This is a genomic window from Faecalibacterium prausnitzii (assembly GCF_003287405.1).
In the GTDB taxonomy this organism is placed as follows: Bacteria; Bacillota; Clostridia; order Oscillospirales; family Ruminococcaceae; genus Faecalibacterium; species Faecalibacterium intestinale.
Map to the genome: position 1 here is coordinate 12,826 of NZ_PRLD01000003.1, position 21,481 is coordinate 34,306.

18 protein-coding genes and 1 other annotated feature are annotated in these 21,481 nt (G+C 59.2%); of the genes, 9 read left to right on the forward strand and 9 right to left on the reverse strand.

Features of this window, described 5'->3' with window-relative positions:
* The first annotated feature begins 354 nt into the window (after positions 1-354).
* Complete coding sequence (locus C4N24_RS03745; protein ID WP_112090376.1) at positions 355-2,352, forward strand: FAD-dependent oxidoreductase; 1,998 nt, start codon at positions 355-357, stop codon at positions 2,350-2,352.
* Between the two features lie 119 nt (positions 2,353-2,471).
* Positions 2,472-3,353, forward strand: a complete 882-nt coding sequence (locus tag C4N24_RS03750; protein WP_112090377.1) for a radical SAM protein — start codon at positions 2,472-2,474, stop codon at positions 3,351-3,353.
* 44 nt (positions 3,354-3,397) lie between these two features.
* On the opposite strand, the gene C4N24_RS03755 is transcribed toward C4N24_RS03750, so the two are convergent.
* Positions 3,398-4,699, reverse strand: a complete 1,302-nt coding sequence (locus tag C4N24_RS03755; RefSeq protein WP_112090378.1) for an ATP-binding protein — start codon at positions 4,697-4,699, stop codon at positions 3,398-3,400.
* Positions 4,699-5,403, reverse strand: a complete 705-nt coding sequence (locus tag C4N24_RS03760) for a LytR/AlgR family response regulator transcription factor (protein WP_112090379.1) — start codon at positions 5,401-5,403, stop codon at positions 4,699-4,701. Before C4N24_RS03760 ends, C4N24_RS03755 begins: the two co-directional genes overlap by 1 nt.
* A gap of 415 nt (positions 5,404-5,818) precedes the next feature.
* Between C4N24_RS03760 and ilvA the strand changes: the two genes are divergently transcribed.
* Positions 5,819-7,024, forward strand: a complete 1,206-nt coding sequence (gene ilvA / locus C4N24_RS03765) for a threonine ammonia-lyase (RefSeq protein WP_112090380.1) — start codon at positions 5,819-5,821, stop codon at positions 7,022-7,024.
* A gap of 316 nt (positions 7,025-7,340) precedes the next feature.
* The gene (locus C4N24_RS03770; protein ID WP_055186970.1) at positions 7,341-7,715 is read left to right on the forward strand and encodes a RidA family protein; all 375 of its coding nucleotides are present in this window, start codon (positions 7,341-7,343) and stop codon (positions 7,713-7,715) included.
* A gap of 91 nt (positions 7,716-7,806) precedes the next feature.
* On the opposite strand, the gene C4N24_RS03775 is transcribed toward C4N24_RS03770, so the two are convergent.
* Positions 7,807-9,024, reverse strand: coding sequence for an ATP-binding protein (locus C4N24_RS03775; protein ID WP_112090381.1), 1,218 nt, complete (start codon positions 9,022-9,024; stop codon positions 7,807-7,809).
* 181 nt (positions 9,025-9,205) lie between these two features.
* Positions 9,206-9,463: a binding site (T-box leader), on the forward strand.
* Between the two features lie 87 nt (positions 9,464-9,550).
* On the opposite strand from C4N24_RS03775, the gene ilvB reads away from it, so the two are divergent.
* The 4 genes from ilvB (at position 9,551) to ilvD (ending at position 14,737) form a co-directional block, all read left to right on the forward strand.
* Entirely contained in the window at positions 9,551-11,215 is a 1,665-nt protein-coding gene (gene ilvB / locus C4N24_RS03780; RefSeq protein ID WP_044959584.1) for a biosynthetic-type acetolactate synthase large subunit, read from the forward strand.
* Between the two features lie 15 nt (positions 11,216-11,230).
* Positions 11,231-11,794 (forward strand): acetolactate synthase small subunit, encoded by a 564-nt coding sequence (ilvN, locus tag C4N24_RS03785; protein ID WP_005920730.1) that lies wholly within the window; start codon positions 11,231-11,233, stop codon positions 11,792-11,794.
* A 99-nt stretch (positions 11,795-11,893) separates the two neighbouring features.
* Positions 11,894-12,913, forward strand: a complete 1,020-nt coding sequence (gene ilvC, locus C4N24_RS03790) for a ketol-acid reductoisomerase (RefSeq protein ID WP_055186968.1) — start codon at positions 11,894-11,896, stop codon at positions 12,911-12,913.
* 165 nt (positions 12,914-13,078) lie between these two features.
* On the forward strand, positions 13,079-14,737 hold the full coding sequence (gene ilvD / locus C4N24_RS03795) for a dihydroxy-acid dehydratase (RefSeq protein ID WP_112090382.1): 1,659 nt from the start codon (positions 13,079-13,081) through the stop codon (positions 14,735-14,737).
* Positions 14,738-14,878: 141 nt separating this feature from the next.
* On the opposite strand, the gene upp is transcribed toward ilvD, so the two are convergent.
* From upp to C4N24_RS03820, 5 genes are all read right to left on the reverse strand, one after another.
* Entirely contained in the window at positions 14,879-15,505 is a 627-nt protein-coding gene (gene upp, locus C4N24_RS03800) for a uracil phosphoribosyltransferase (RefSeq protein ID WP_005920380.1), read from the reverse strand.
* A 104-nt stretch (positions 15,506-15,609) separates the two neighbouring features.
* Positions 15,610-16,056 (reverse strand): ribose 5-phosphate isomerase B, encoded by a 447-nt coding sequence (gene rpiB, locus C4N24_RS03805; protein WP_112090383.1) that lies wholly within the window; start codon positions 16,054-16,056, stop codon positions 15,610-15,612.
* Between the two features lie 41 nt (positions 16,057-16,097).
* Positions 16,098-16,808 (reverse strand): tRNA (adenosine(37)-N6)-threonylcarbamoyltransferase complex dimerization subunit type 1 TsaB, encoded by a 711-nt coding sequence (gene tsaB / locus C4N24_RS03810; RefSeq protein WP_112090384.1) that lies wholly within the window; start codon positions 16,806-16,808, stop codon positions 16,098-16,100.
* Positions 16,805-17,230: a tRNA (adenosine(37)-N6)-threonylcarbamoyltransferase complex ATPase subunit type 1 TsaE gene (gene tsaE / locus C4N24_RS03815; protein WP_112090385.1), complete on the reverse strand. Its 426-nt coding sequence runs from the start codon at positions 17,228-17,230 to the stop codon at positions 16,805-16,807. Before tsaE ends, tsaB begins: the two co-directional genes overlap by 4 nt.
* Positions 17,231-17,315: 85 nt before the next feature.
* Positions 17,316-18,527 (reverse strand): hypothetical protein, encoded by a 1,212-nt coding sequence (locus tag C4N24_RS03820; protein ID WP_112090386.1) that lies wholly within the window; start codon positions 18,525-18,527, stop codon positions 17,316-17,318.
* Between the two features lie 237 nt (positions 18,528-18,764).
* Between C4N24_RS03820 and C4N24_RS03825 the strand changes: the two genes are divergently transcribed.
* The gene (locus C4N24_RS03825) at positions 18,765-19,991 is read left to right on the forward strand and encodes an FtsW/RodA/SpoVE family cell cycle protein (protein WP_347475210.1); all 1,227 of its coding nucleotides are present in this window, start codon (positions 18,765-18,767) and stop codon (positions 19,989-19,991) included.
* Between the two features lie 130 nt (positions 19,992-20,121).
* Here the strand turns inward: C4N24_RS03825 and C4N24_RS03830 are convergent, their stop codons facing one another.
* Complete coding sequence (locus C4N24_RS03830) at positions 20,122-21,450, reverse strand: MATE family efflux transporter (RefSeq protein ID WP_112090388.1); 1,329 nt, start codon at positions 21,448-21,450, stop codon at positions 20,122-20,124.
* Positions 21,451-21,481 lie beyond the last annotated feature (31 nt).

Consider the following 21,481-nt stretch of genomic DNA (forward strand, 5'->3'; position numbering starts at 1 on the left):
ACGATTGGTGAAGTTTTGATCGACCTGACCCCTTCCGCACCGTTACGCTGGATGCTGCCGCCTGCGCCAAAAAGCTGAGCGCTGTCACTACTTATGACCCGAATTACCGTGCAAACCTCTGGAAAAACAAAGAGGATATAGAAACTACAGACGCTCGCTATTCCGCCATACAGATTCATCAGTGACTTCGGCGCATCTGCCCCGGCATACCTTCCCATTACGCAGGGCTTTTTGTCCAACTACGCAATGGAAACGCCCAGTTGCGCAGGATGATTGCAACTCTTTCCTGAAATTGCTATTCTTTTGTCAATCGCCGTATACGAACGGAACAACATACCAAAAGGAGAAGATTTCATGGCAAACAAGGTTTCCAGAAGACAGTTCCTGCACACCGCATCCATTGGTGCGCTGGGGGCTGCTATGGCAGGGGCTCTGGTGGGCTGCTCCGGTTCCTCCGGCAGTTCCAGCACTGCTTCTGCCAGCGGTACTTACACTCCCGGCAGTTATTCTGCTACCTCCAAGGGCATCAGCTCAGACGTTACCGTCACCATGACCTTTGACGCTGAGAGCATCACGGATGTGACCATTGATGTTTCCGGTGAAACCGAGGGCTTTGGCAAGGACATTGGCGATGAGCTGAAGGAGCAGATCCTCAAGGCTCAGAGCGCCGAGATCGACGGTCATTCCGGTGCGACCATTACCTCGGATGCTGTTAAGGATGCTGTTGCAAACTGCGTGGCACAGGCCAAGGGCGAACCGGTGGTCAGCACCACTCCCGGCCAGAGCACCGCAGAAGGTGAGAGCTGGCGCACCGCTCCCGATGCGATCACCGAATTTGCAAAGGAGTACACCGCCGATGTTGTCATCGTGGGCGGCGGTCAGGCCGGTACGCCGGCTGCCCGTGCCGCTATTGAAGCCGGTGCCAGCGTGATCGTGATCGAGAGCCAGACCGAGGACGCCATGAGCTTCCGCGGCGGCGGACAGATCGGCCACCTGAACAGCGAGTTTTTGGCCAGCAAGGGCATTCCCCAGATCGACATACAGGAGTTTGTTACCGACTGGCAGCTGCGCACCAACAATCGCAGCCGCTGCGGCCTGATCATGGCCTATGCCAAGAACAGCGGCAAGTGCTTTGACTGGATGACCGACAGCTTTACCGCAGAGGAAAAGGACAGCTGGAGTGTACGTCAGTGGCCGCTGAGCAGCAACTACACCCAGAAGAAGAGCGGCATCAGCACCTGGGTGGGCACCCCCACCCTGAACGGTGATGCTTCGCCGGTCAAGCGCTGCATGGAGATCGCCCGCGAGAAGGGCGCAGACTACCACTTTGGCACCAAGGCCTGCCAGCTGATCAAGGACGGCGATGCCGTTGTTGGCGTGGTGGGCAAGGAGGCCGATGGCAGCTACATCAAGTTCACCGCCAAGAAGGGCGTGATCCTTTGCGGCGGCGGCTTTGGCGGCAACGCTGAAATGTGCCGTGACCTGCTGATTGAGATCAGCGATTACTGCTCTGACGATACCGCTATTGGCGGCATGGACGACGATGGCTCCGGCATTCAGCTGGGCTACTGGGCTGGCGGCCGTCTGGAGAGCCGTCCGCTGTCCAGCATGGGCGGTAACTACGTCTACCCCTGCAACAGCCCCGGAGACCCTATTGGCACCACCGCTGCACTGTGGGTCAACTGCCACGGTAAGCGCTACTGCAATGAGGGCTTTGGCGATATCGTGCTTGCAGCAATGGCCGGTGCAAAGGAACCGCAGGGTAAGATTTTTACGGTATTCAACGATACCATCCGCACCGATCTTACCTATCAGGCACCCGGCCACATGGCTGTTGATTATGCCAACGGCGAGGACGAGAAGCTGGATGATATCATGCAGGGTGCCATTGACGGCGGCGATGCCGGCTACGAGGTGACCGGCATGAGCACTGTAACCGTGTATGCCGGCGAGGATGCCCAGCAGCTGGGTCAGCGTCTGGGCTTTACCGGCACCGATCTGGAAAATTTTGTTGCCACCGTAGCACGCTACAACGAACTGTGTGAAAAGGGCGTGGACGAGGATTTTGCTAAGGAGCCGGTGCTGCTGCGTCCGCTGAACGGCAAGCATATCTTTGCCTACGGTGCTGAGAAATCCATGGGCAGTATGCTGGTGACCACCGGCGGCCTGTTGACCGATGATAACAGTCAGGTGCTGGGCGAGGACTTTGAGCCGATCAAGGGTCTGTTTGCAGCTGGCAACAACTGCGGCGGCCGCTTTGGCTTCCAGTATTCTACCTCCATCCCCGGCGAGAGTCTGGGTCTGGCCAACACGCAGGGCATGATGGTTGGTCAGTACGTTGCTGCACTGTAAAAGCGGCATTTCTGAGCGTTTTTCTTTTTTCTTCTTTTTCAGGAGAGCTGCCCCGGTGTCGTTTGCGCATCGGGGCAGCTTTCCCTGTCCGGCTGTCTTTGTGCGAAAGGAGTTTTGCCATGTCTGCCCCGCTGCATCTTTATCTGCACGTTCCGTTCTGCGTCCGGCGCTGCACCTTCTGCAACCAAAAAATCTATCCCGCCACGCCGGAGACCTGTAAGGCCTATGCAAATGCACTGCTGGCTGAGCTGGAAGCTACCGCACCGGATTTTTCCGGCGACCCGGTGCAGACGGTCTACTGGGGTGGCGGCAGCCCTACGGCGCTGTCGCAGGACGATTTTGCACGGATCATGCGCCGGATCAGGGAGCTGTTCTCTCTGTCTGCGGATACCGAGGTCACCGTGGAAGCATTGCCCAACCGTGTGGATGCCTCGTGGATGGTCGCCTTCCAGAACACCGGGGTCAACCGGCTGGTGCTGGGGCTGGCTACTGCTCGCATCCCAGAGCTGGAACGCATTGGCAGCGCAAACAATATGCCTAGTTCCGAGACCAGCCTGATCCTTCCGCAGCTGTTCCATTTGCCCGGGTATGAGGCAACGCTGCTGTATGGGATTCCGGGGCAGACGGCGGCAAATTTTGCCACCAGCCTGCGGTTCGCAGTCAAGTACAAGGTGTCTGCCTTGCGGCTGGACCCCTTGACCCTGCCGAAGGGCGTGGAAGAAACCGTGTGCAGGGACGAGGTTCCGGCGATGCTGGACTATGCTGCCCGCCACCTGACCGAGAAGGGCTACCATGAGTATCTGCCCGGACGCTGGGCAAAACCCGGGCAGGAATGCCGGGACCTGCTGGCGCGCCAAAGCACGGAAAACTACCTGAGTTTTGGCCCGGGCACTACCACCCGGGTAGACGGAGATCTGTCCCGCACCACAGAGAATATTGCCGTGTACACCCTGCACCCGCAGGAGCCGGAACTGCTGTATAAGCCGGTGACCGGGGCATAAAAGGCACCAGAGGCCGCTGCACAAATGCGCAGCGACCTCTGGTTTTATTTTTTCTCCGGGAACAGCAGGGTGAGCACGAACTCTCCGTTCTCGCTCCGCAGACTCATCTGTCCGCCGTATTTTTCGGTGGCCGAGCGGATACTGGTAAGGCCGAAGCCGTGATTCTCCGGGTCGTCCTTGGTGGTTTTGGGCAGGGCATCTACCGGCAGATGCTGCTGCAGGCAGGCGTTGCGGAAATTGAGCACCACAAACCCGCCCCGCTTCTGGCATCGCACACTCAGGGCGCGGCTGTCCGGATCCGGCAGCGCAGAGCAGGCTTCGATGGCGTTGTCCATGGCGTTGCCAAAAATGACGCAAAGGTCGATGGGCTGTATAAAATTCAGCAGCTTGCCGTCCACTGTAATGGTGCAGGCGATCTGTGCCTGTTGGCATCGTGCCAGCTTTTCACCCAGCAGGATGTCCACGGTCTCGTTGCCGGTGGCGGTCATCTGCTCATAGGGCTGCACCTCCTGCAAGATCTGCCGGATGTGCGCCTGCACGGTTGCCTGATCGCTGCTCTGCTCCAGATAGAGCAGAATATTTTTCAGGTCGTGGTACTTGCATCGTACCGAGTCCACCGCTGTTTTGCGCAGCAGGTATTGCTGCTGTTGCTGCTCTGCGGCGATGCGCAGCTGCAGCATGGTGCGCTTTTCCTCCTCGGCGATGGCATAGCTCAGAAAGCTGATGTTTACCAGCAGCGCCAGCACACAGCACCCGGTCAGAAGCACCGGCACGGCGGTGGTCAGTTCTTCATTGGTCAACGGCAGCCAATAGGTGAGCCGACAGACAAACAGATAGGGAACAGCGGCCAGAACATACAATGCAAGTGCAGCGCTGCGAAGGATGCGCAGCTTTTCAGCCGGGCAGAAACTGCGCAGCAGCCACAGCAGCGTTCCCTGCACGGTTGTCAGTGGCAGATACGCCAGCAGCGCTGCCCAGAATGTGCCGGAGCGTAGAGGGTCGTATCCCAGCAGCCGCATATTAGCAAACCGCATGATGGTGTCGGTGCAGTCGGTGAGCAGAAAAAAGCACAGTGCTTGCTGTAGGGCCAGCCCGATGCTACGGCGCAGCAGGGCATAGGCAGTAATGGCATAAAGGGCGATGGAGCAGACGATGCCGACATACTGTCCACCGAGGGTGGCAAAGGTCTGCTCCCACTGCAATATCACCGTCAGTGCCAGCACCAGCACCACCGGCTGCAAGCCCTGACGTTGCAGACTGCGTCGCAGCTCGGTGCCGCAGACGTAAAAGGGGAGCAGCAGTCCATAGCTGACTGCCCGCAAAAAAGTACACAGGCTGATGGTCATCACAGTGCCTCCCCCCAACAGGCTGCCAGCGCGGCAAGCAGCATCTTGCGGCGGTATTTGCTTACCGGCAATCGCTCACTGCCCAGCACAACATCAGCACCGTCCAGCCGGGTCACCTGCTCCAGATTGATCAGAAAGGAGCTGTGGCAACGGAAAAATCCGTTTCCTAAATCCTTTTCCAGTGCGGCAAGGGTGCCGCTGTAGCTCACCACACCCGCTGTGGTATGCAGTACCAGCCGGTGGCTGAACACCTCCACATAGACAAGGTCCTTTGCACGCAGACGGAATACCCCATCGTTGTTTTTAATGGTCAGGATGTGCTCTGCCTGTTGGCAGATCCGGCGGCAGGCACGCTCAAGGCTGCGGCAAAACCGCGGATAGCTGACCGGTTTGACCAGATAATCCAGTGCAGCGACCTCGTAGCTTTCCAGCGCATAGCCGGTAAGGCTGGTGATAAACACGATCTCCAACTCCGGCAGCGTTCCCCGCAGGCGGTGGGCAGTCTCCATGCCGGAAAGCCCTGGCATCTGGATGTCCAGCAATGCCAGCTGCAACCCTTGGGGAATGTTTTCCAGCAGCTGAGAGCCGCTTTCAAAAAACACCGCCTGCACCGGCTGGCCGTTTTCTGCTTGCCAGCGGTCAAGATATTCCTTTAATGCAGTCTGCGCGCTGGTCTCATCCTCTGCGATTGCAATCTTCAGCATTAATCTTCACCGTTACCCATATCCATAGCGTTTTTTCTATTCTACCATATTTATGCTTGCAGGAAAAGCGCTAAAAACATCCTTATAGAATAGAAAACCGAACCCTAAGAAAGCAGGTAGAGTAAACCGAAAATAGGGTGCGCATCAAGAGATGCACTCTGCCGTAGACAAGCTCTGGCTCATTTCAAACGGTTGTGTGTCCAAAACCTTATAGTCATCCTCTTTGCTATAATTGTTGCTATGATCGTACTGGCCGATTTGCTCCATCTTGTTTATTAAAAACAAAAAACAGGGTGCGCCCTGCCCTTGCCTTTCTCTTTTTTATGCCGTTTATCGTGAATGAAATTCATTTGACAAAACAATTTTTGTAACTTATACTGAATGACATCACGAAAAAATAAAGGAAGTATCTGTCATGCTGACTCTGGATAAGATCTACCACGCCGCCTTTGTGCTGAAGGACGTTGCCCGCAAGACCGACCTCATCGAAGCCCCCAAGCTGTCCAAGGACTGCCAGCTGTACCTCAAGACTGAGAACCTGCAGGTCACCGGCAGCTTTAAGGTGCGGGGCGCTTATTATAAGATCAGCCAGCTTTCCGAGGAGGAGAGCGCCAAGGGCGTCATTGCCTGCTCTGCGGGCAACCATGCGCAGGGCGTGGCGCTGGCGGCTACCCGGCGCGGCATCCGCAGCATCGTCTGTATGCCGGACGGCGCACCCCTGATGAAGGTGGAAAACACCAAAAATCTGGGCGCGGAGGTCTGCCTTGTGCCCGGCACCTACGACGAAGCCCACGACAAGGCCGTGCAGCTGCAAAAGGAGTACGACATGACCTTTATCCACCCCTACGATGACGAGCAGGTCATCGCCGGGCAGGGAACCATTGGCTTGGAGATCCTCGACCAGCTGCCGGATGTGGACGCTGTGGTGGTGCCGGTGGGCGGCGGCGGACTGATCTCCGGCATCGCCTTTGCCATCAAGACCCTGCGGCCGGAGGTCAAGGTGTACGGCGTACAGGCCGAGGGTGCCCCCAGTATGTACCGCAGCCTGCACGAGCACAAGTACCAGACCCTGAAATCTGCTTCCACCTTTGCGGACGGCATTCAGGTCAAGACCCCGGGCGAGCTGACCTACCAGCTGTGCGAGCAGTATGTGGACGATATCGTTACCGTGACCGAGGACGAGACGGCAGCGGCTATCCTCTCCCTGATGGAGAACCAGAAGCTGGTGGCCGAGGGTGCAGGCGCTGTGCCGGTGGCGGCGGTGCTGTTCCACAAGCTGCCGGTGGAGGGCAAAAAGGTGGCCTGCGTCATCTCCGGCGGCAACATTGATGTGAACATCCTGAACCGCGTCATCACCCGCGGCCTTGTGATGAGCGGCCGCAAGGCAAACCTGACCATCGCACTGGAGGACAAACCCGGCCAGTTGAAAAAGGTGGCCGAGGTGGTGTCCCGCTGCGGAAGCAATGTGGTGTCGGTGCAGCATGACGGCTCCGACCCCAATATGCCCATTTCCAGCTGCTTCCTCAAGCTGACGCTGGAGACCCGCGATGCTGCCCAGATCGAGCAGATCCGCACCGAGCTGACCAAGGCCGGTTTCCAGCTGGTCACCGAAAGAGTATAATAGAGATAATTGGACGATTTAGAATAGCCGACGCGTTCGCTCTGGCTATATTCAGCGGAAATTTTATTTTTATATTTGCAATCCAGAAAAGCCTGCGGGCTTTTCTGGATTGCCTTTTCACGAGAAAGGCCATGGTTGAAATGGCAGCGATTGAGATGCCGCTTCATGTGCCGACCCCTTCGGTGAAAAATGCGTTTGTCGTGCCCCGCAGGGCACGACAAACGCAAAATAAAAAAGAATGATTCCGCTATTTATGGCCAGAGCGAAGCGGAGGCCATTCTAAATTGTGATTTTATAACAAAGGAGAACTGCTACTATGAAAGTCGTATCTACCACCAACGCACCTGCCGCCATCGGCCCTTACAGTCAGGCACTGGATCTGGGCAATATGGTGTTTGTGTCCGGGCAGATCCCGGTAGACCCCGCCACCGGCACCATGGCCGATACCGTGGAGCAGCAGGCCGCACAGAGCCTTGCCAACCTGAAGGCGATTCTGGCCGAGGCGGGGCTTTCCATGAACAACGTGGTCAAGACGGTGATCTTTCTGGCTGACATCAACGATTTTGCCGCAGTGAACGCAGAGTATGCCAAGGCTTTTGCCGAGCCGTTCCCCGCCCGCAGCTGCGTGCAGGTGGCAGCCATCCCCAAGGGTGCAAAGCTGGAGATCGAGTGCATCGCCGTGCGGGACTGAGCGAAAAATAAGACAAGAAAAACGGGACATCGGAGCATCTGCGGATGCTTCGGTGTCCCGTTTTTTGGCATTACGTTCGGAAAACCGGTTTTTACTTCTGCACACCGGCTTCGCATTGCTCGATGAACTGCTTGGCTACCCGGGGGCTGCGGCCACCGGCACGCAGGGCGAAGGCCTCGGCCTTGAGCAGCAGCTGCTCGATGGGCATCTGGATGTTGTGCTGCTTGGCAAGCTCTTCCAGAATGGTCTCGAACCGGGCTTTTTCCGGCCGCTGGAAGGTGACCGTCAGGCCAAACCGGGCGGAAAGGCTCATCAGCTCCTGCCGGGTGTCGGCTTCGTGGATGTCGTCGCCGGTGCGGTCCGAGAGGGTCTCTTTGATGAGGTGGCGGCGGTTGGAGGTGGCGTACACCGCAATGTTCTGGGCGCGTCCGCCTACACTGCCCTCCAAGATGGCTTTCAGGGCGGCAAAGTTGTCGTCGTTGGCGGTAAAGCTCAGGTCGTCGATGAACAGGATGAACTTGAGCGGGTTTGCCGCCAGCTTGTCCATCAGGTCGGGGATCTGGTACAGCTGGTTCTTTTTTACCTCTACCAGCCGCAGTCCCTCGGGCGCAAACTCGTTGGCAATGGCCTTTACCGCGCTGGATTTGCCGGTACCGGCGTCGCCGTACAGCAGCACGTTGTTGGCGGGCATCCCGGCCAGTAGTGCCTTTGTGTTGGCAATCACCTTTTCCCGCTCCTTCTCGTAGCCGGGCAGCTCCGAAAGGCGCTGGGGGTCGGGGTATTTTACCGGCACAAGCTGGCCGTTCTCCACCGTGAATACATGGTGCTTTGCAAACATACCGTAGCCCTTTTTGCCCACCTCACTCATGCGCTGGGCGTAGGCGGCGGCAAGGTCGAGCTCACAGGTCTGCCACCGGGGCAGGAAAGCCAGTTCCGGCCGCTGCGCCTGCTCCGAGTAGGCGGTCTGGAACAGCTCGTCCAGCGTCAGCCCGCACAGCTGCTGCAAAAACTGCAGCTCGCTGTCCAGGGCGCTTTGCAGCAGCGCGTCCAGCTGTCCGGCAGCGGCCTGCCGCACGCAGATGGTCTCGGCCTCCAGCACAGCATTGCTCAGGTAGCTGCCCCAGTTGGTGGTGTACTCGAACAAAGCAGCCTCAAAGGCGGCTACGGCATCGCACACCGGGCCGTAGGAGGAGCAGCCCGCCTCCATGCGGTCGGTCAGGTCTAAAAGCCTTGCCACAACAGGGTCGTTCAGCAGGGCGCGGAATACAACAAGCCCATGCAGATGGGCATTCCATTCTCTTAATTTCATAGGTCGATCCCTTTTCCTCTCCATTGGCACATACCCTACAAAACGCAGGTACGCGGATATCAAAAGTATACAGCGGTTCGGGCGGGGATGCAAGGGGTGTTAAAAATGCTTCATCTTTGGGCTGATTCAGGTTACAAATTGTCGATTGACAAAAGCCCGGTTTATAGTATAATTTACATCAACAAATGCGCAGATGGGAAAAAGTACCACACGATCCCCACTGTTCAGAGAGCTGCCGTCTGGTGCAAGGCAGTCAGCGTTTCGTGCGGAAAATCATCCCGGAGCAGCCTGCCCAACGGGTGCAAAACCCTTGTAAGCAGCGCCGGTTGCAGCCGTTACCGTGCAGGGCTTTGTTGGAAGCCCGTGAGAGGGTGTGCACAGCACGCCAACGAGAGTGGTACCGCAGAGAGCTTGATGTTACAAGGTCTTTGTCTCTTGAAAGGAACAGGGGACAAGGGCTTTTTCTTTTTCGGAAGCTCTCCCCGAGGGAATGGATAAGAAGTGGAACAGGAATAGGAGCAACACCATGCAGTTGAATGGTTCTCAGATCTTTGTAGAGGTCCTGTGCGAGCAGGGAGTGGACACTCTTTTTGGCTACCCCGGCGGCGCTGTGCTGAACCTTTACGACGAGCTGTATAAGAATGCCGACCGCATCACCCATGTGCTTACCGCCCACGAGCAGGGCGCAGCCCATGCAGCGGACGGCTACGCTCGCGCCACCGGCCGCACCGGTGTGGTGCTGGCCACCAGCGGCCCGGGTGCCACCAATCTGGTCACCGGCATTGCTACCGCCTATATGGACTCGGTGCCCATGGTGGCCTTTACCGGCAACGTGCCTACCAGCAGCATCGGCAAGGACGGCTTTCAGGAAGCGTACATTGAGGGCATCACGGTGCCCATCACAAAGCATAACTTCACGGTGCGCCGGGTAGAGGACTTGGCTGACACCATGCGGGCAGCTTTCCGCATTGCACAGAGCGGCCGCAAGGGCCCGGTGCTGGTGGATATCCCCAAGGACGTGACCGCAGCAGTGTGCGAGTTCACCCCCAAGCAGCCGGAGCCCATCCGCACCGTGACTACCTATAATGAGGAGCAGGTGCACTGGGCGGCAGACCTCATCAATGCCGCACAGCGTCCGCTGGTGTACTTTGGCGGCGGCGTGCGCAGCGCAGCCAGCTGCCAGCCGTTGCGGGATCTGCTGCACAAGGCGGAGATCCCCGCCACCTACACCCTGATGGCCGCAGGCGTTGTGCCCTATGGCGACCCGATGAATCTGGGGATGCTGGGGATGCACGGCTGCTACACCTCCAACCGGGCGGTGGCAGAGTGCGATGTACTCATCGCGGTGGGTACCCGCTTTTCCGACCGCGTGGCGCTGAACCCCAAGACCTTTGCCAAAAACGCCACCATCATCCAGATCGATATTGACGCCAGCGAGCTGGGCAAGAACGTGGATGTGGATCTTTCCATCGTGGGCGATGCAGCCTATGTGCTGAACGCCATGCTGCCCCAGATCAAGCCCGCCAAGCACCCGGACTGGATGACGATGATCCAGAGCTGGCAGGCACAGGATTACCACCCTGTGTCCGACCCCACCCGGCTGATGCCCCATCAGGTCATCGGCGAGGTGTGCAACCAGTGCGGCCCCGACGCCGTGTATGTTACCGATGTGGGTCAGCACCAGATGTGGGCGGCGCAGTACCTGCGCCACACCAAGAGCCGCGGCTTTATCACCAGCGGCGGCCTTGGCACCATGGGCTTTGGCTACGGTGCCGCCATTGGTGCCCAGATGGCACTGGGACGCCAGCAGCGTGTGGTGATGTTTACCGGTGACGCCTCCTTCCACATGAACCTGAACGAAGCCTGCACCGCTGTCAGCTACGAGCTGCCTATCATCACGGTCATCTTCAACAACTCGGTGCTGGGCATGGTACGCCAGTGGCAGACCAGCTTTTACGGCAAGCGTTACAGCCAGACCGACCCCCACCGCAAGACCGATTTTGTCAAGCTGGCAGACGGCTTTGGCCTGAAGGGCTACCGCTGCACCAATCTGCCGGAGTTTCAGGAAGCCTTTGCAGATGCCTTGCAGCAGAAAGGCCCCACCTGGATCGAGTGCATCATCGACAAAGACGAAAAGGTGCTGCCTATGATCCCCGGCGGCGGCGATATCAACGACATCATCATGGAATAAGGAGGACACAGCATCATGGAATCTGATCAGCGCAGGGTCATCAGCCTGCTGGTGGACAACCAGAGCGGCGTTCTGGCCCGGGTGTCCAGCCTGTTCTGCCGCCGCGGCTTCAATATCGACAGCCTTACGGTGTCCGCCACCAACGACCCGGCAGTCAGCCGCATCACAGTGACCATTACCAGCGATGAAAAGGCCTTGCAGCAGCTGGTATTGCAGACCGAGCGGCTGGAAGTCACCCGGCAGGTGTTCGTGCTGGACAGCGAAAAAGCGCTGGAGCGGGAGCTGCTGCTGCTCAAGGTGGAATCGGACGTGCACAACCGCACAGAGCTGCGGGAGATCGCTTGCATCTACAAGGCAAAGATCATTGATCTTTCCCCGGACAGTATGGTGTTTGAACTCATCGGCCGGCCGGACAAGCTGGACGCATTTTTGAAAATGTTCGAGGGCTACAATATTCTTGAGCAGTGCCGCACCGGCGTTACTGCACTGGAGCGCGGCGGGATGCACCAGCATATCCAGAAGCCGCCGCAGGAGGTGCGCTCCGTCCAGCTGCCCCCGCCGGGCGCAAGACGGGCATAAATCACATTGCTTTTCCGCTCAGGGTGAGCGAAAGATAGAACAGAGCATACAAGACCGGAAGATAAACCAACCAGTTAATGTAAAAGGAGACTAACGATTATGGCTATCAAGAAATACTACGATTCCGACTGCAACCTCGGCGTGCTGGACGGCAAGACCGTCGCTGTCATCGGCTTCGGCAGCCAGGGTCATGCACACTCTGAGAATCTGGCCGAGAGCGGCGTCAACGTTGTGGTCGGCCTGCGCAAGGGCTCTGCCCACTGGGCAAAGGCTTCTGAGTTCGCTGCCACCCACGAAAACTTCAAGGTGATGGAAGTGGAAGAGGCTGCCAAGGCCGGTGACGTTGTTATGATGCTGGTGCCCGACGAGCTGTGCGCCGATATCTACAACACCCAGGTGGCTCCCTACATGACCGAGGGCAAGGCACTGGCCTTTGCACACGGCTTCAACATCCACTTCAAGACCATCACCGCTCCCAAGAACGTGGACGTCATCATGATCGCCCCCAAGGGCCCCGGCCACATCGTGCGCCGCCTGTACACCGAGGGCGAGGGCTGCCCCTCTCTGATCTGCGTGGAGCAGGACTACACCGGTAAGGCCAAGGACATCGCTCTGGCTTATGCTTCCGGCATCGGCGCAGGCCGTGCAGGCATCCTGCAGACCACCTTCAAGGAGGAGACCGAGACCGATCTGTTCGGCGAGCAGGCCGTGCTGTGCGGCGGCGTTTCCGAGCTGATCCACGCCGGTTTCGATACGCTGGTGGAGGCCGGTTACGAGCCCGAGATGGCCTACTTTGAGACCTGCCACGAGATGAAGCTGATCGTTGACCTGATCAACGAGGGCGGCTTCTCCAAGATGCGCTACTCCATCTCCAACACCGCTGAGTACGGCGACTACCGCACCGGCAAGCGTCTGATCACCGAGGAGACCCGCAAGGAGATGAAGAAGGTCCTGACCGAGATCCAGGACGGCACCTTTGCTTCCGAGTTCCTGACCGAGATGAGCCCCAAGGGCGGCCGCAAGGTGCACTTCCTTGCCAAGCGCCGTATGGAGGCTGAGCTGCCCATCGAGAAGGTGGGTGCTGAGCTGCGCAGCATGATGAGCTGGCTGAAGAAGTAAGAGGAGAACCCTCTCAGGCCGCCTTTCGGCGGCAGCTCCCCCGAAAGGGGGAGCTTTTGTTGAAAAGAGAGCCTTATAGCTTCTCCGCGAAAACCTCTCCCCCTCGGGAGAGGTGGCACGGCGCAGCCGTGACGGAGAGGGTTTTATCAGAAAAGAGGATTTGCAATGAGAAGTGACAACGTGACCAAAGGCTCGGAGCGCGCGCCCAACCGCAGCCTGTTTTATGCGCTGGGCTATACCCCGGAGGAGCTGGAGCGCCCGCTCATCGGCGTAGTGAGCGCCCACAGCGAGATCGTGCCCGGGCACATGAATCTGGACAAGATCGCCGATGCCGTCAAGGCCGGTGTGCAGATGGCCGGTGGTACCCCCATCCTGATCCCCGCCATCGGCGTGTGCGACGGCATCGCCATGGGTCATGTGGGCATGAAGTACTCTCTGGCCTCCCGCGAGCTGATCTGCGACAGCGTGGAGACCATGCTGATGGCACACCAGCTGGACGGCCTTGTGCTGGTGCCCAACTGCGATAAGATCGTGCCCGGCATGGTAATGGCAGCGGTGCGCATGGATGTGCCCGCTGTGGTCTGCTCCGGCGGCCCTATGCTGGCCGGTACTTACGGCGGCGAGGAAGTGAGCCTTTCCAAGATGTTCGAGGCCGTGGGTGCCTATAAGGCCGGTATGATCACCGACGAGCAGCTGGAGGATTGTACCTGCAACTGCTGTCCCAGCTGCGGCAGCTGCTCCGGTATGTACACTGCCAACAGCATGAACTGCCTGTGCGAGGCCATCGGCATCGCCCTGCCCGGCAACGGCACCATCCCGGCTGTGTACTCCAAGCGCCTGCAGCTGGCAAAGCACGCCGGTATGGCTGTGATGGAGATGGTGCGCAAGGGCATCACCGCACGCCAGATCATCAACGAGCGCTCCATCCGCAACGCGCTGACCTGTGATATGGCGCTGGGCTGCTCCACCAACACGGTGCTGCACCTGCTGGCTATCGCCTACGAGGCCGGTGTGCCCATCGACCTGAAGCTGTTCAACGAGATCAGCGCCAAGACCCCCAACCTGTGCCATCTGGCACCGGCAGGCCCCACCCATATGCCGGATCTGTACGCAGCGGGCGGCATCCCGGCGGTGCAGGCAGAGCTGGCCAAGAAGGGCTTGCTGGATTTGGATGTGCCCACCGTCACCGGCAAGACCCTTGGCGAGAACATCAAGGGTGCCCATATCCTGAACGAAAAGGCCATTCGTCCCATCGAGAACCCCTACTCCCAGACCGGCGGTCTGCAGATCCTGTGGGGCAACATTGCCCCGGACGGCTGCGTTGTCAAGCGCAGCGCCGTCGCCCCGGAGATGCAGCAGCATTCCGGCCCGGCGCGGGTGTTCAACAGCGAAGAGGAAGCCATTGCCGCTATCTACGCGGGCAAGATCGTCCCGGGCGATGTGGTGGTCATCCGCTACGAAGGCCCCAAGGGCGGCCCGGGTATGCGGGAGATGCTCAACCCCACCTCTGCGCTGGCAGGCATGAAGCTGGATAAGACGGTTGCTCTTATCACGGACGGCCGCTTCTCCGGTGCATCCCGCGGCGCTGCCATCGGCCACGTCAGCCCGGAAGCAGCTTCCGGAGGCCCTATCGGCCTGATCGAGGAAGGGGATACCATTACCATCGACATCCCCAATGCTTCCATCACACTGGAGGTCAGCGATGCAGTGTTGGCTGAGCGCAAGGCAAAGTACGTTGCGCCCGAGCCCAACATCAAGACTGGCTGGCTGAGCCGCTATGCCCGCATGGTCACCAGTGCAAATCTGGGTGCGGTGCTGAAATAAGCTGAAGGAAACACAAACAACAAGACCGCTGCACGGTATGGCACTGTGCAGCGGCCTTGTTTTGCTGTGCGCTCCCGGAAGCGCACAGCAAAAACGCCGTCTCCGGGCAGGAGACGGCGGGGAAGAAGCTTTATGCTGTTTTTACTTGGTGCCGTAGATACGGTCGCCGGCATCGCCCAGACCGGGTACGATGTAGCCGTTCTCGTTCAGGCGGTCGTCCTGTGCGCCCAGATAGATGTCCACATCGGGGTGTGCTTCGTGCAGAGCTTTGATGCCCTCCGGTGCACCCAGCAGACCGATGAACTTGATGCGCTTTGCGCCGTGCTTCTTGATCTGGGTGATGGCGTCGATGGCGCTGCCGCCGGTAGCCAGCATGGGATCCAGCACCAGAACGTCACGCTCGGCGATATCCTGCGGCAGCTTGCAGAAGTACTCCACGGGCTGCAGGGTCTTTTCATCGCGGTACAGACCGATGAAGCCAACCTTAGCAGCGGGCAGCAGGGTCAGCATACCGTCCAGCATACCCATGCCGGCACGCAGGATGGGCACCAGAGCCAGCTTGCGGCCTGCCAGCACCTTGGTCTTTGCCATGGTGATAGGAGTCTCGATCTCCACCTCTTCCAGCGGCAGATCGCGGGTAGCTTCGTAGCACAGCAGGGTAGCGATCTCGCCAACGAGGTCACGGAACTCCTTGGTGCCGGTCTGTTTGTTGCGCAGCAGGCTGATCTTGTGCTGCAGCAGCGGATGTTCAACGATCATCGGGGTCATAAAAACACGCTCCTTAATTTATATAGAACATTCTATCGGGTACTTGTCTGTAGCCTTGCCCGCCCGGTGGGCGCACAAAAGCTCGATTTCCACTTCAGGGGAAATCAGCGGTTTTCCAGTGCGGTCAGCTTGTCGATGCGGCGCTGATGGCGGCCGCCCTCAAACTGGGTGTTCAGGAAGATGTCCACCAGCTGGCAGGCAAGTCCTGCGCCCACCACGCGGCCGCCCATGCACAGGGCGTTGGCGTCGTTGTGGCGGCGGGTATACTCACAGCTGAAGCTGTCGGAACAGCAGCAGGCGCGGATGCCCTTGATCTTGTTGGCTGCCATGCTGATGCCCACACCGGTGCCGCAGAACAGCAGTGCCTTCTCGCACTGGCCGCTCACCACTGCGTCACAGGCGGGCACAGCCATATCGGGGTAGTCCACGCTGTCGGTGCTGTGGGTGCCAAAGTCGATATACTCCAGACCAAGCTCCTCCAGATGTGCCTTGACAGCCTCTTTCAGTTCAAATCCGCCGTGATCGGCGGCAAGTGCGATGGGTTTTGCCATGGAAAAACGTCCTTTCCCTGTGAGTGGTCACAGCTCCGTTTTTATTGTTTGTTTGCTGCGGCTTCGGCAGCCAGACGCTCCGCCCGCTCCCGCTCCGCCTGACTCAGGCGGTGGTAGTCCGGCAGCAGCGCTTCCGGCAGCACAGCCTGCCCGGCTGCTGCCATCTGCTTTGCCACAAGTGCCACGGCAGCAGCACGGCCGCCCCGCAGCGCCGGGGGTGTTTGCAGCACACCCGGCACATTGCTGTATTTATTATAGCACAGACCCGCGCCATCACCAACAAAAAACAGGGGCTTTTTGCAATTTTCTACAAAATCAGCCAGATCTGTCACCGCCCGGGCGTCATCGTCCAGCAGGCGGGTGTGGGTGGCAAGGTCGAAAGCCGCACTGTATACCTGTGCGCGGCGGGCGTCCAGTGCGCAGAGCACCGTACCCTCGCCGGTGTGGGCAGCGGCCAGCGCTTCCAAGGTAGACACCGGGGCGCACAGGGTCTCGCGCGGGAAGGCCAGCCCCTTGACGGCAGCCAGCCCGATGCGCAGGCCGGTAAAGCTGCCAGGGCCTGCATTGACGGCATACAGATCGATGTCCGCGCAGGTCAGCCCGCACATCTTTAAACAGGTGTCGATCATGGGCATCAGCGTTTCGCTGTGGGTCATGCCGCCGTCCAGATACACCTCGTACAGCAGGCGGTCGTCCTGCAACAGCGCCACACCGGCGGTCTTGCCCGCCGTATCCACGGCCAGAATATTCATACCGTCACCCCCTCAATGGTGATCCTGCGGGTGGTATCGTCCAGACGTTCGATGTTCACCCGGATGGGGTTTTCCAGCGCCAGCAGGTCGGCAAAATTTTCGCTCCACTCTGCCGCCACGACAGCGCCCTGATCCAGATAATCGTAGAAGCCTGCCGCACACAGATCGTTCTCGGTGGAGATGCGGTACAGGTCAAAGTGCGCCAGCGGGCGCGGGCCCCGGTAGTAGTTCACGATGGCAAAGGTGGGGCTGGACACCGGGTCGGTGCAGCCCAGACCCTCGGCAAGACCCTCGGTAAAGGCGGTCTTGCCAGCGCCCAGACCGCCGGTAAAGGCGATCAGCGCCCCGGGAGCCAGCACAGCGGCCATCCGCTTGCCCAGCGCCACCGTCTCGGCGCGGGAATGGGTGATATATTCTGACATGAAGGTTACCTCATCGTTTCAAAAAAGGGATGGCAGACGCTCTGCCATCCCTAAGTATAATATAAAACGTACAAAAGTGCAATGGTCAGGCGGCGGCAGGGGTCTGCTGCTCTGCAGCACTGTTCGTTGCCGTGCCGAGCGCGGTGAGCCGAGCGGTGCCGTCGCCCTGAATGATGGGATAGGACGCCGCCGGGTGGGGACGCCGCCCGGTGTTCTGGTTGAGATACCACACGATGTCGTTTTCGCCGTAGACCTCAAGGCCGTAATCAATGGCCTGCTGCAAAGTCTCACCCTCGATCAGGCGGTTCACGGTCGCCCACAGCATACTGCGGGAGTACACGCTGTACACGTTGTTCACAAAGCCCGCCACAGCTGCTGCCCCGCCGGAGAGCAGCCCGTCCGAAAGGGCGGTGTCCACATGGCCGCTGCGGCCGTAGAACTCGCAGGTCTCCGAGAGCACGATGGTGCCGTTCAGCCTGCCGCCCCGGTAGGCATTGCGGAAAAAGTCTCCGGTGACGGCGTAGCAGCCGTTCACCTTGATGACCCGGTGGCTGAGCAGATCCATGCCGTAGCGCAGGTCGTTCCAGAAATCCGATTTTTCCAGCAGCAGGAGGATGGGCGCGGTGGCCTGCTTTTTCCACAGCCAGCCGTACTCATAGGTATAGTACGCGCCGTGGGCACTGAGGATGGCAAGGTCGTAGTCTGCCATCCGCTTCAGGTCGGAGACGGTCACCATCATGTCCAGATGGGTGTCCAGCCCGAAACCGTTCCAGTAGTCCTTCATATAAGAATAGTAGGGGTAGCGGTTGCTGTTGACCCCGTTATCAAAGGCATAGTAGATGACCGCATTGCCCACGGTGCCGTTCTCGGCGGCGAGCAGGGCGGGCGCATCCTCCAGCTCCGGCCCGGGCAGGGCGGCGTCCGCCTCGCTCTCGGTGTCGGTGAGCAGAATGCCGCCCAGCGCGCCGCAGCGGTAAGCAAAGCTTACCATGCCGTTTTCCGCATCCACATAGATACTGTCCTTTTCCACAAGCCCCTGCGCCGCCAGCACGTCCAGCTGCGCCAGCGCAGCAGCCTGACGCTCTTCCTCCGACATTCCGGCGTAAGCGGCACTGTCGGTCAGGGCGGTGACGGCGGCATCCGTCTGCTGCATCTCCTGCACCTCGGAGACAGTCAGGGTTTGAGGGGTGCCGGTGGTGTCCTCCGGTGCGGCGGCTACTGCCGGGCACACTGCCGTGAAGGCCAGCGCAATGGCACACACTGCACTGAGCAGGCGGCGATAAAATGTATGCTCCATTTCTTCTTTTCCGTTCCTCTCCCCCGACACGCTGCCGGGGCTGTTGTACGCAAGGCTGCGTCTACAGGTTCATTGTAGAATGCAGCCGGGGCTTTGTCAAGCTTCCCGGCAATGTTTTACCATTCCGTCACACCCGGCGCATTGCATTGGCGCAGGGATTTGTGTATAATAGCGATATGCTGGGTTTTTATCGCCTGTACGCAGGCACGCCCCGGCAGACTGTTCTGACGAAAGGCGGTGCTTTCCTTGGATAGCATTCGACAATATTTTAAGCGCACCGATAAGATGTATCTGCTGCTGTGCATTTTCAGCAGCGTGATGGCGGTGCTGGCGCTGTCCTCGTGGGCAGCCAAGCAGGGCAGCGGCTTTGCTACTGACGAGGTGACCGGAGCCATCATCGGCATTGGCGACTACCGCCGCGCAATGGTGCAGGCGGGCGCTGCCGCCATTGGCATCGTGATCGCGCTGCTGCTCTCCTGCGTGGACTACCGCAGCCTTGTAAAGGTGTGGCCGGTGCACGTTGTGCTGACGTGGGGTCTGGTGCTGCCCACGCTGGTCATCCGCAACGTATCCATCGGCCCGCTGACCATCGGCTACAATGCCGGCGACACCGACAACTACTCGTGGTACAAGCTGGGCGGCTTTACCTTTCAGCCCACAGAGCTGGCAAAGATCAGCTTTATCCTGACCTTTGCCATGCACCTGAACAATGTGCGCAGCCGCATCAACGAGCCAAAGGAGCTGGCAAAGCTGTTGCTGCACCTGCTGGTGCCCATTGCCATCATTCATGTGCAGGGCGATGACGGCACGGCCATCATCTACGGCATCATCGGCTGCTGCATGATGTTTGCGGCGGGGCTGAGCTGGAAGTATATCTTTGCGGCCTTTGCGGCGGCGGGCGCTGCCGTAGCGGTGGCCTTTGCCTTTTTCAGTGATAAGATCGGCAAGGGGTACCAGTGGTACCGCATTCTGGCGGTGCTGGACCCGGAAAACACCACCGGCTGGGCACCCAGCGAGACGGTGTGGAAGAACATCATCTACCAGCAGCAGCGCGGCGAGATCGCGCTGGGCTCCGGCGGCATCTTTGGCAACGGCTTATTCGGCGGCCGGTATTACAGCGTGCCCAACGCTCACAACGACTTCATCCTCAGCTGGATCGGCAACGTGGCGGGCTTTGTGGGCTGCTGCGTGGTGCTGGGCGTTCTGCTGGCGCTGGTGATCAAGACCTTTACCACCGGTGCCCGCAGCGAGGATCTGCTGGGCAGCTACATCTGCGCCGGTATCGGCGGTGCTCTGATGGCGCAGATCGCGGTGAACGTAGGCATGAACCTGCGGGTGCTGCCAGTCATCGGCGTCACCCTGCCTTTCTACTCTGCCGGCGGCAGTTCAGTGCTTATGCTGTATATCTGCGTTGGCTTAGTACTGTCTGTATACTCTCACAACACAAAAAGCCTGTTCGGATAACAGAATAAAGGGCTTATTCAGAGGGCGCTGCACCGTGCTGGGTGCAGCGCCCTCTTTTGCCGTTACACCCTTCCGCGAAAATACGAATGCCGGAGTGTCCGCAGACGCTCCGGCATTGCTCTTTATATTCTTACATCTCGCTGCTGCGCAGAAAACGCACCAGCATGGGCAGCTCGTACAGCAGCATCAGCAGCCAGCCCACGGCGTAGCTGAAGGGCAGGGCTTCAATATCCATCTTCATCACCAGCACAAACAGCGCAGCGGCGGCGACGCGGCCGCCCATGTTCAGCATACTGCTGTTCAGGGTGACCTTCAAATCGCCCATGCCGCGGAAAAAGCCTTGTATTCCGTTGGTGGCAGCGGGCAGCATATAGAACAGGGCGCTGGTGCGCAAGAACCGCACGCCCAAGTCCACCACAGCCGGGTCGGTGGCAAACAGCCGGATGATGGGCTGGGCAAACAGCAGGCAGACGGCGGTAAGCAGGATGCCGTAGGCAAACTCGATGCGCATACCGCAGTGGTAGCCCTGCCGTACCCGGTCGGTCTTGCCCGCGCCACGGTTCTGCGCCATCAGGGTGGTCATGGCGTGGCCGATGTTCTGCTGCGGGGTATAGGCGAAGTCGTCGATGCGGGAGGCGGCGGTAAAAGCTGCCATGGCGTTGACGCCCATGGTGTTCACGATGGCCTGCACCGCAATTTTGCCCAGCTGCACCGTGGCCTGCTGCATGGCGCTGGCCCAGCCGTAGTTTACGGTCTTGCGCAGCAGCTTGCCGTCATACACCAGCCACCGTCTGCCCAGCTGCAGGACCGGCACTTTGTAACGGATGTACACCACGCACAGCAGACAGCAGGCGGCTTCGCTGAGCACGGTGGAAAAGGCACAGCCCTCGCTGCCCCAGCCCAGTGCTTCCACAAAAAACAGGTCGCCGCCAATGTTCAGCACGGCGCTGATCATCAAAAAATACAACGCGCTCTTGCTGTCGCCCAGCGCACGCATGGTGGCAGCAAGAAAATTATAGAAGAAGGTGAAGATCAGCCCCGCAAACACGATGCGCAGGTAGTTCACCGCAATGGGCAGAATGGCGGTGGGCACTTGCAGCAGCCGCAGCAGCGGGTCTGCCAGCAGCACGCACAAGGCAGAAAAGGTCAAAGAGAACACCGTGCCCGCAATGGCGGTGGTGGAGACCTGACGCTCCACCAGCTTGGTATCTCCCGCGCCAAAGGCGGTGCTGACCAGAATGCCCGCGCCCAGACACATTCCGTTGATGAACAGGATGGCAAGGGTCATCAGGGGGTTCGAGGTGCCCACGGCAGCCAGTGCGTCCTCGCCCACAAACTTGCCCACGATGATGCTGTCGGCGGCGTTGTAGGTAAGCTGGAACAGGTTGCCCAGCACCAGCGGAATGGTGAATTTGATCAGCAGCGGCGTAATAGCACCGCTGGTCATGTCCTTGGTCATGAAAGACGTCCTTCTTTCCTATTTATGGAAG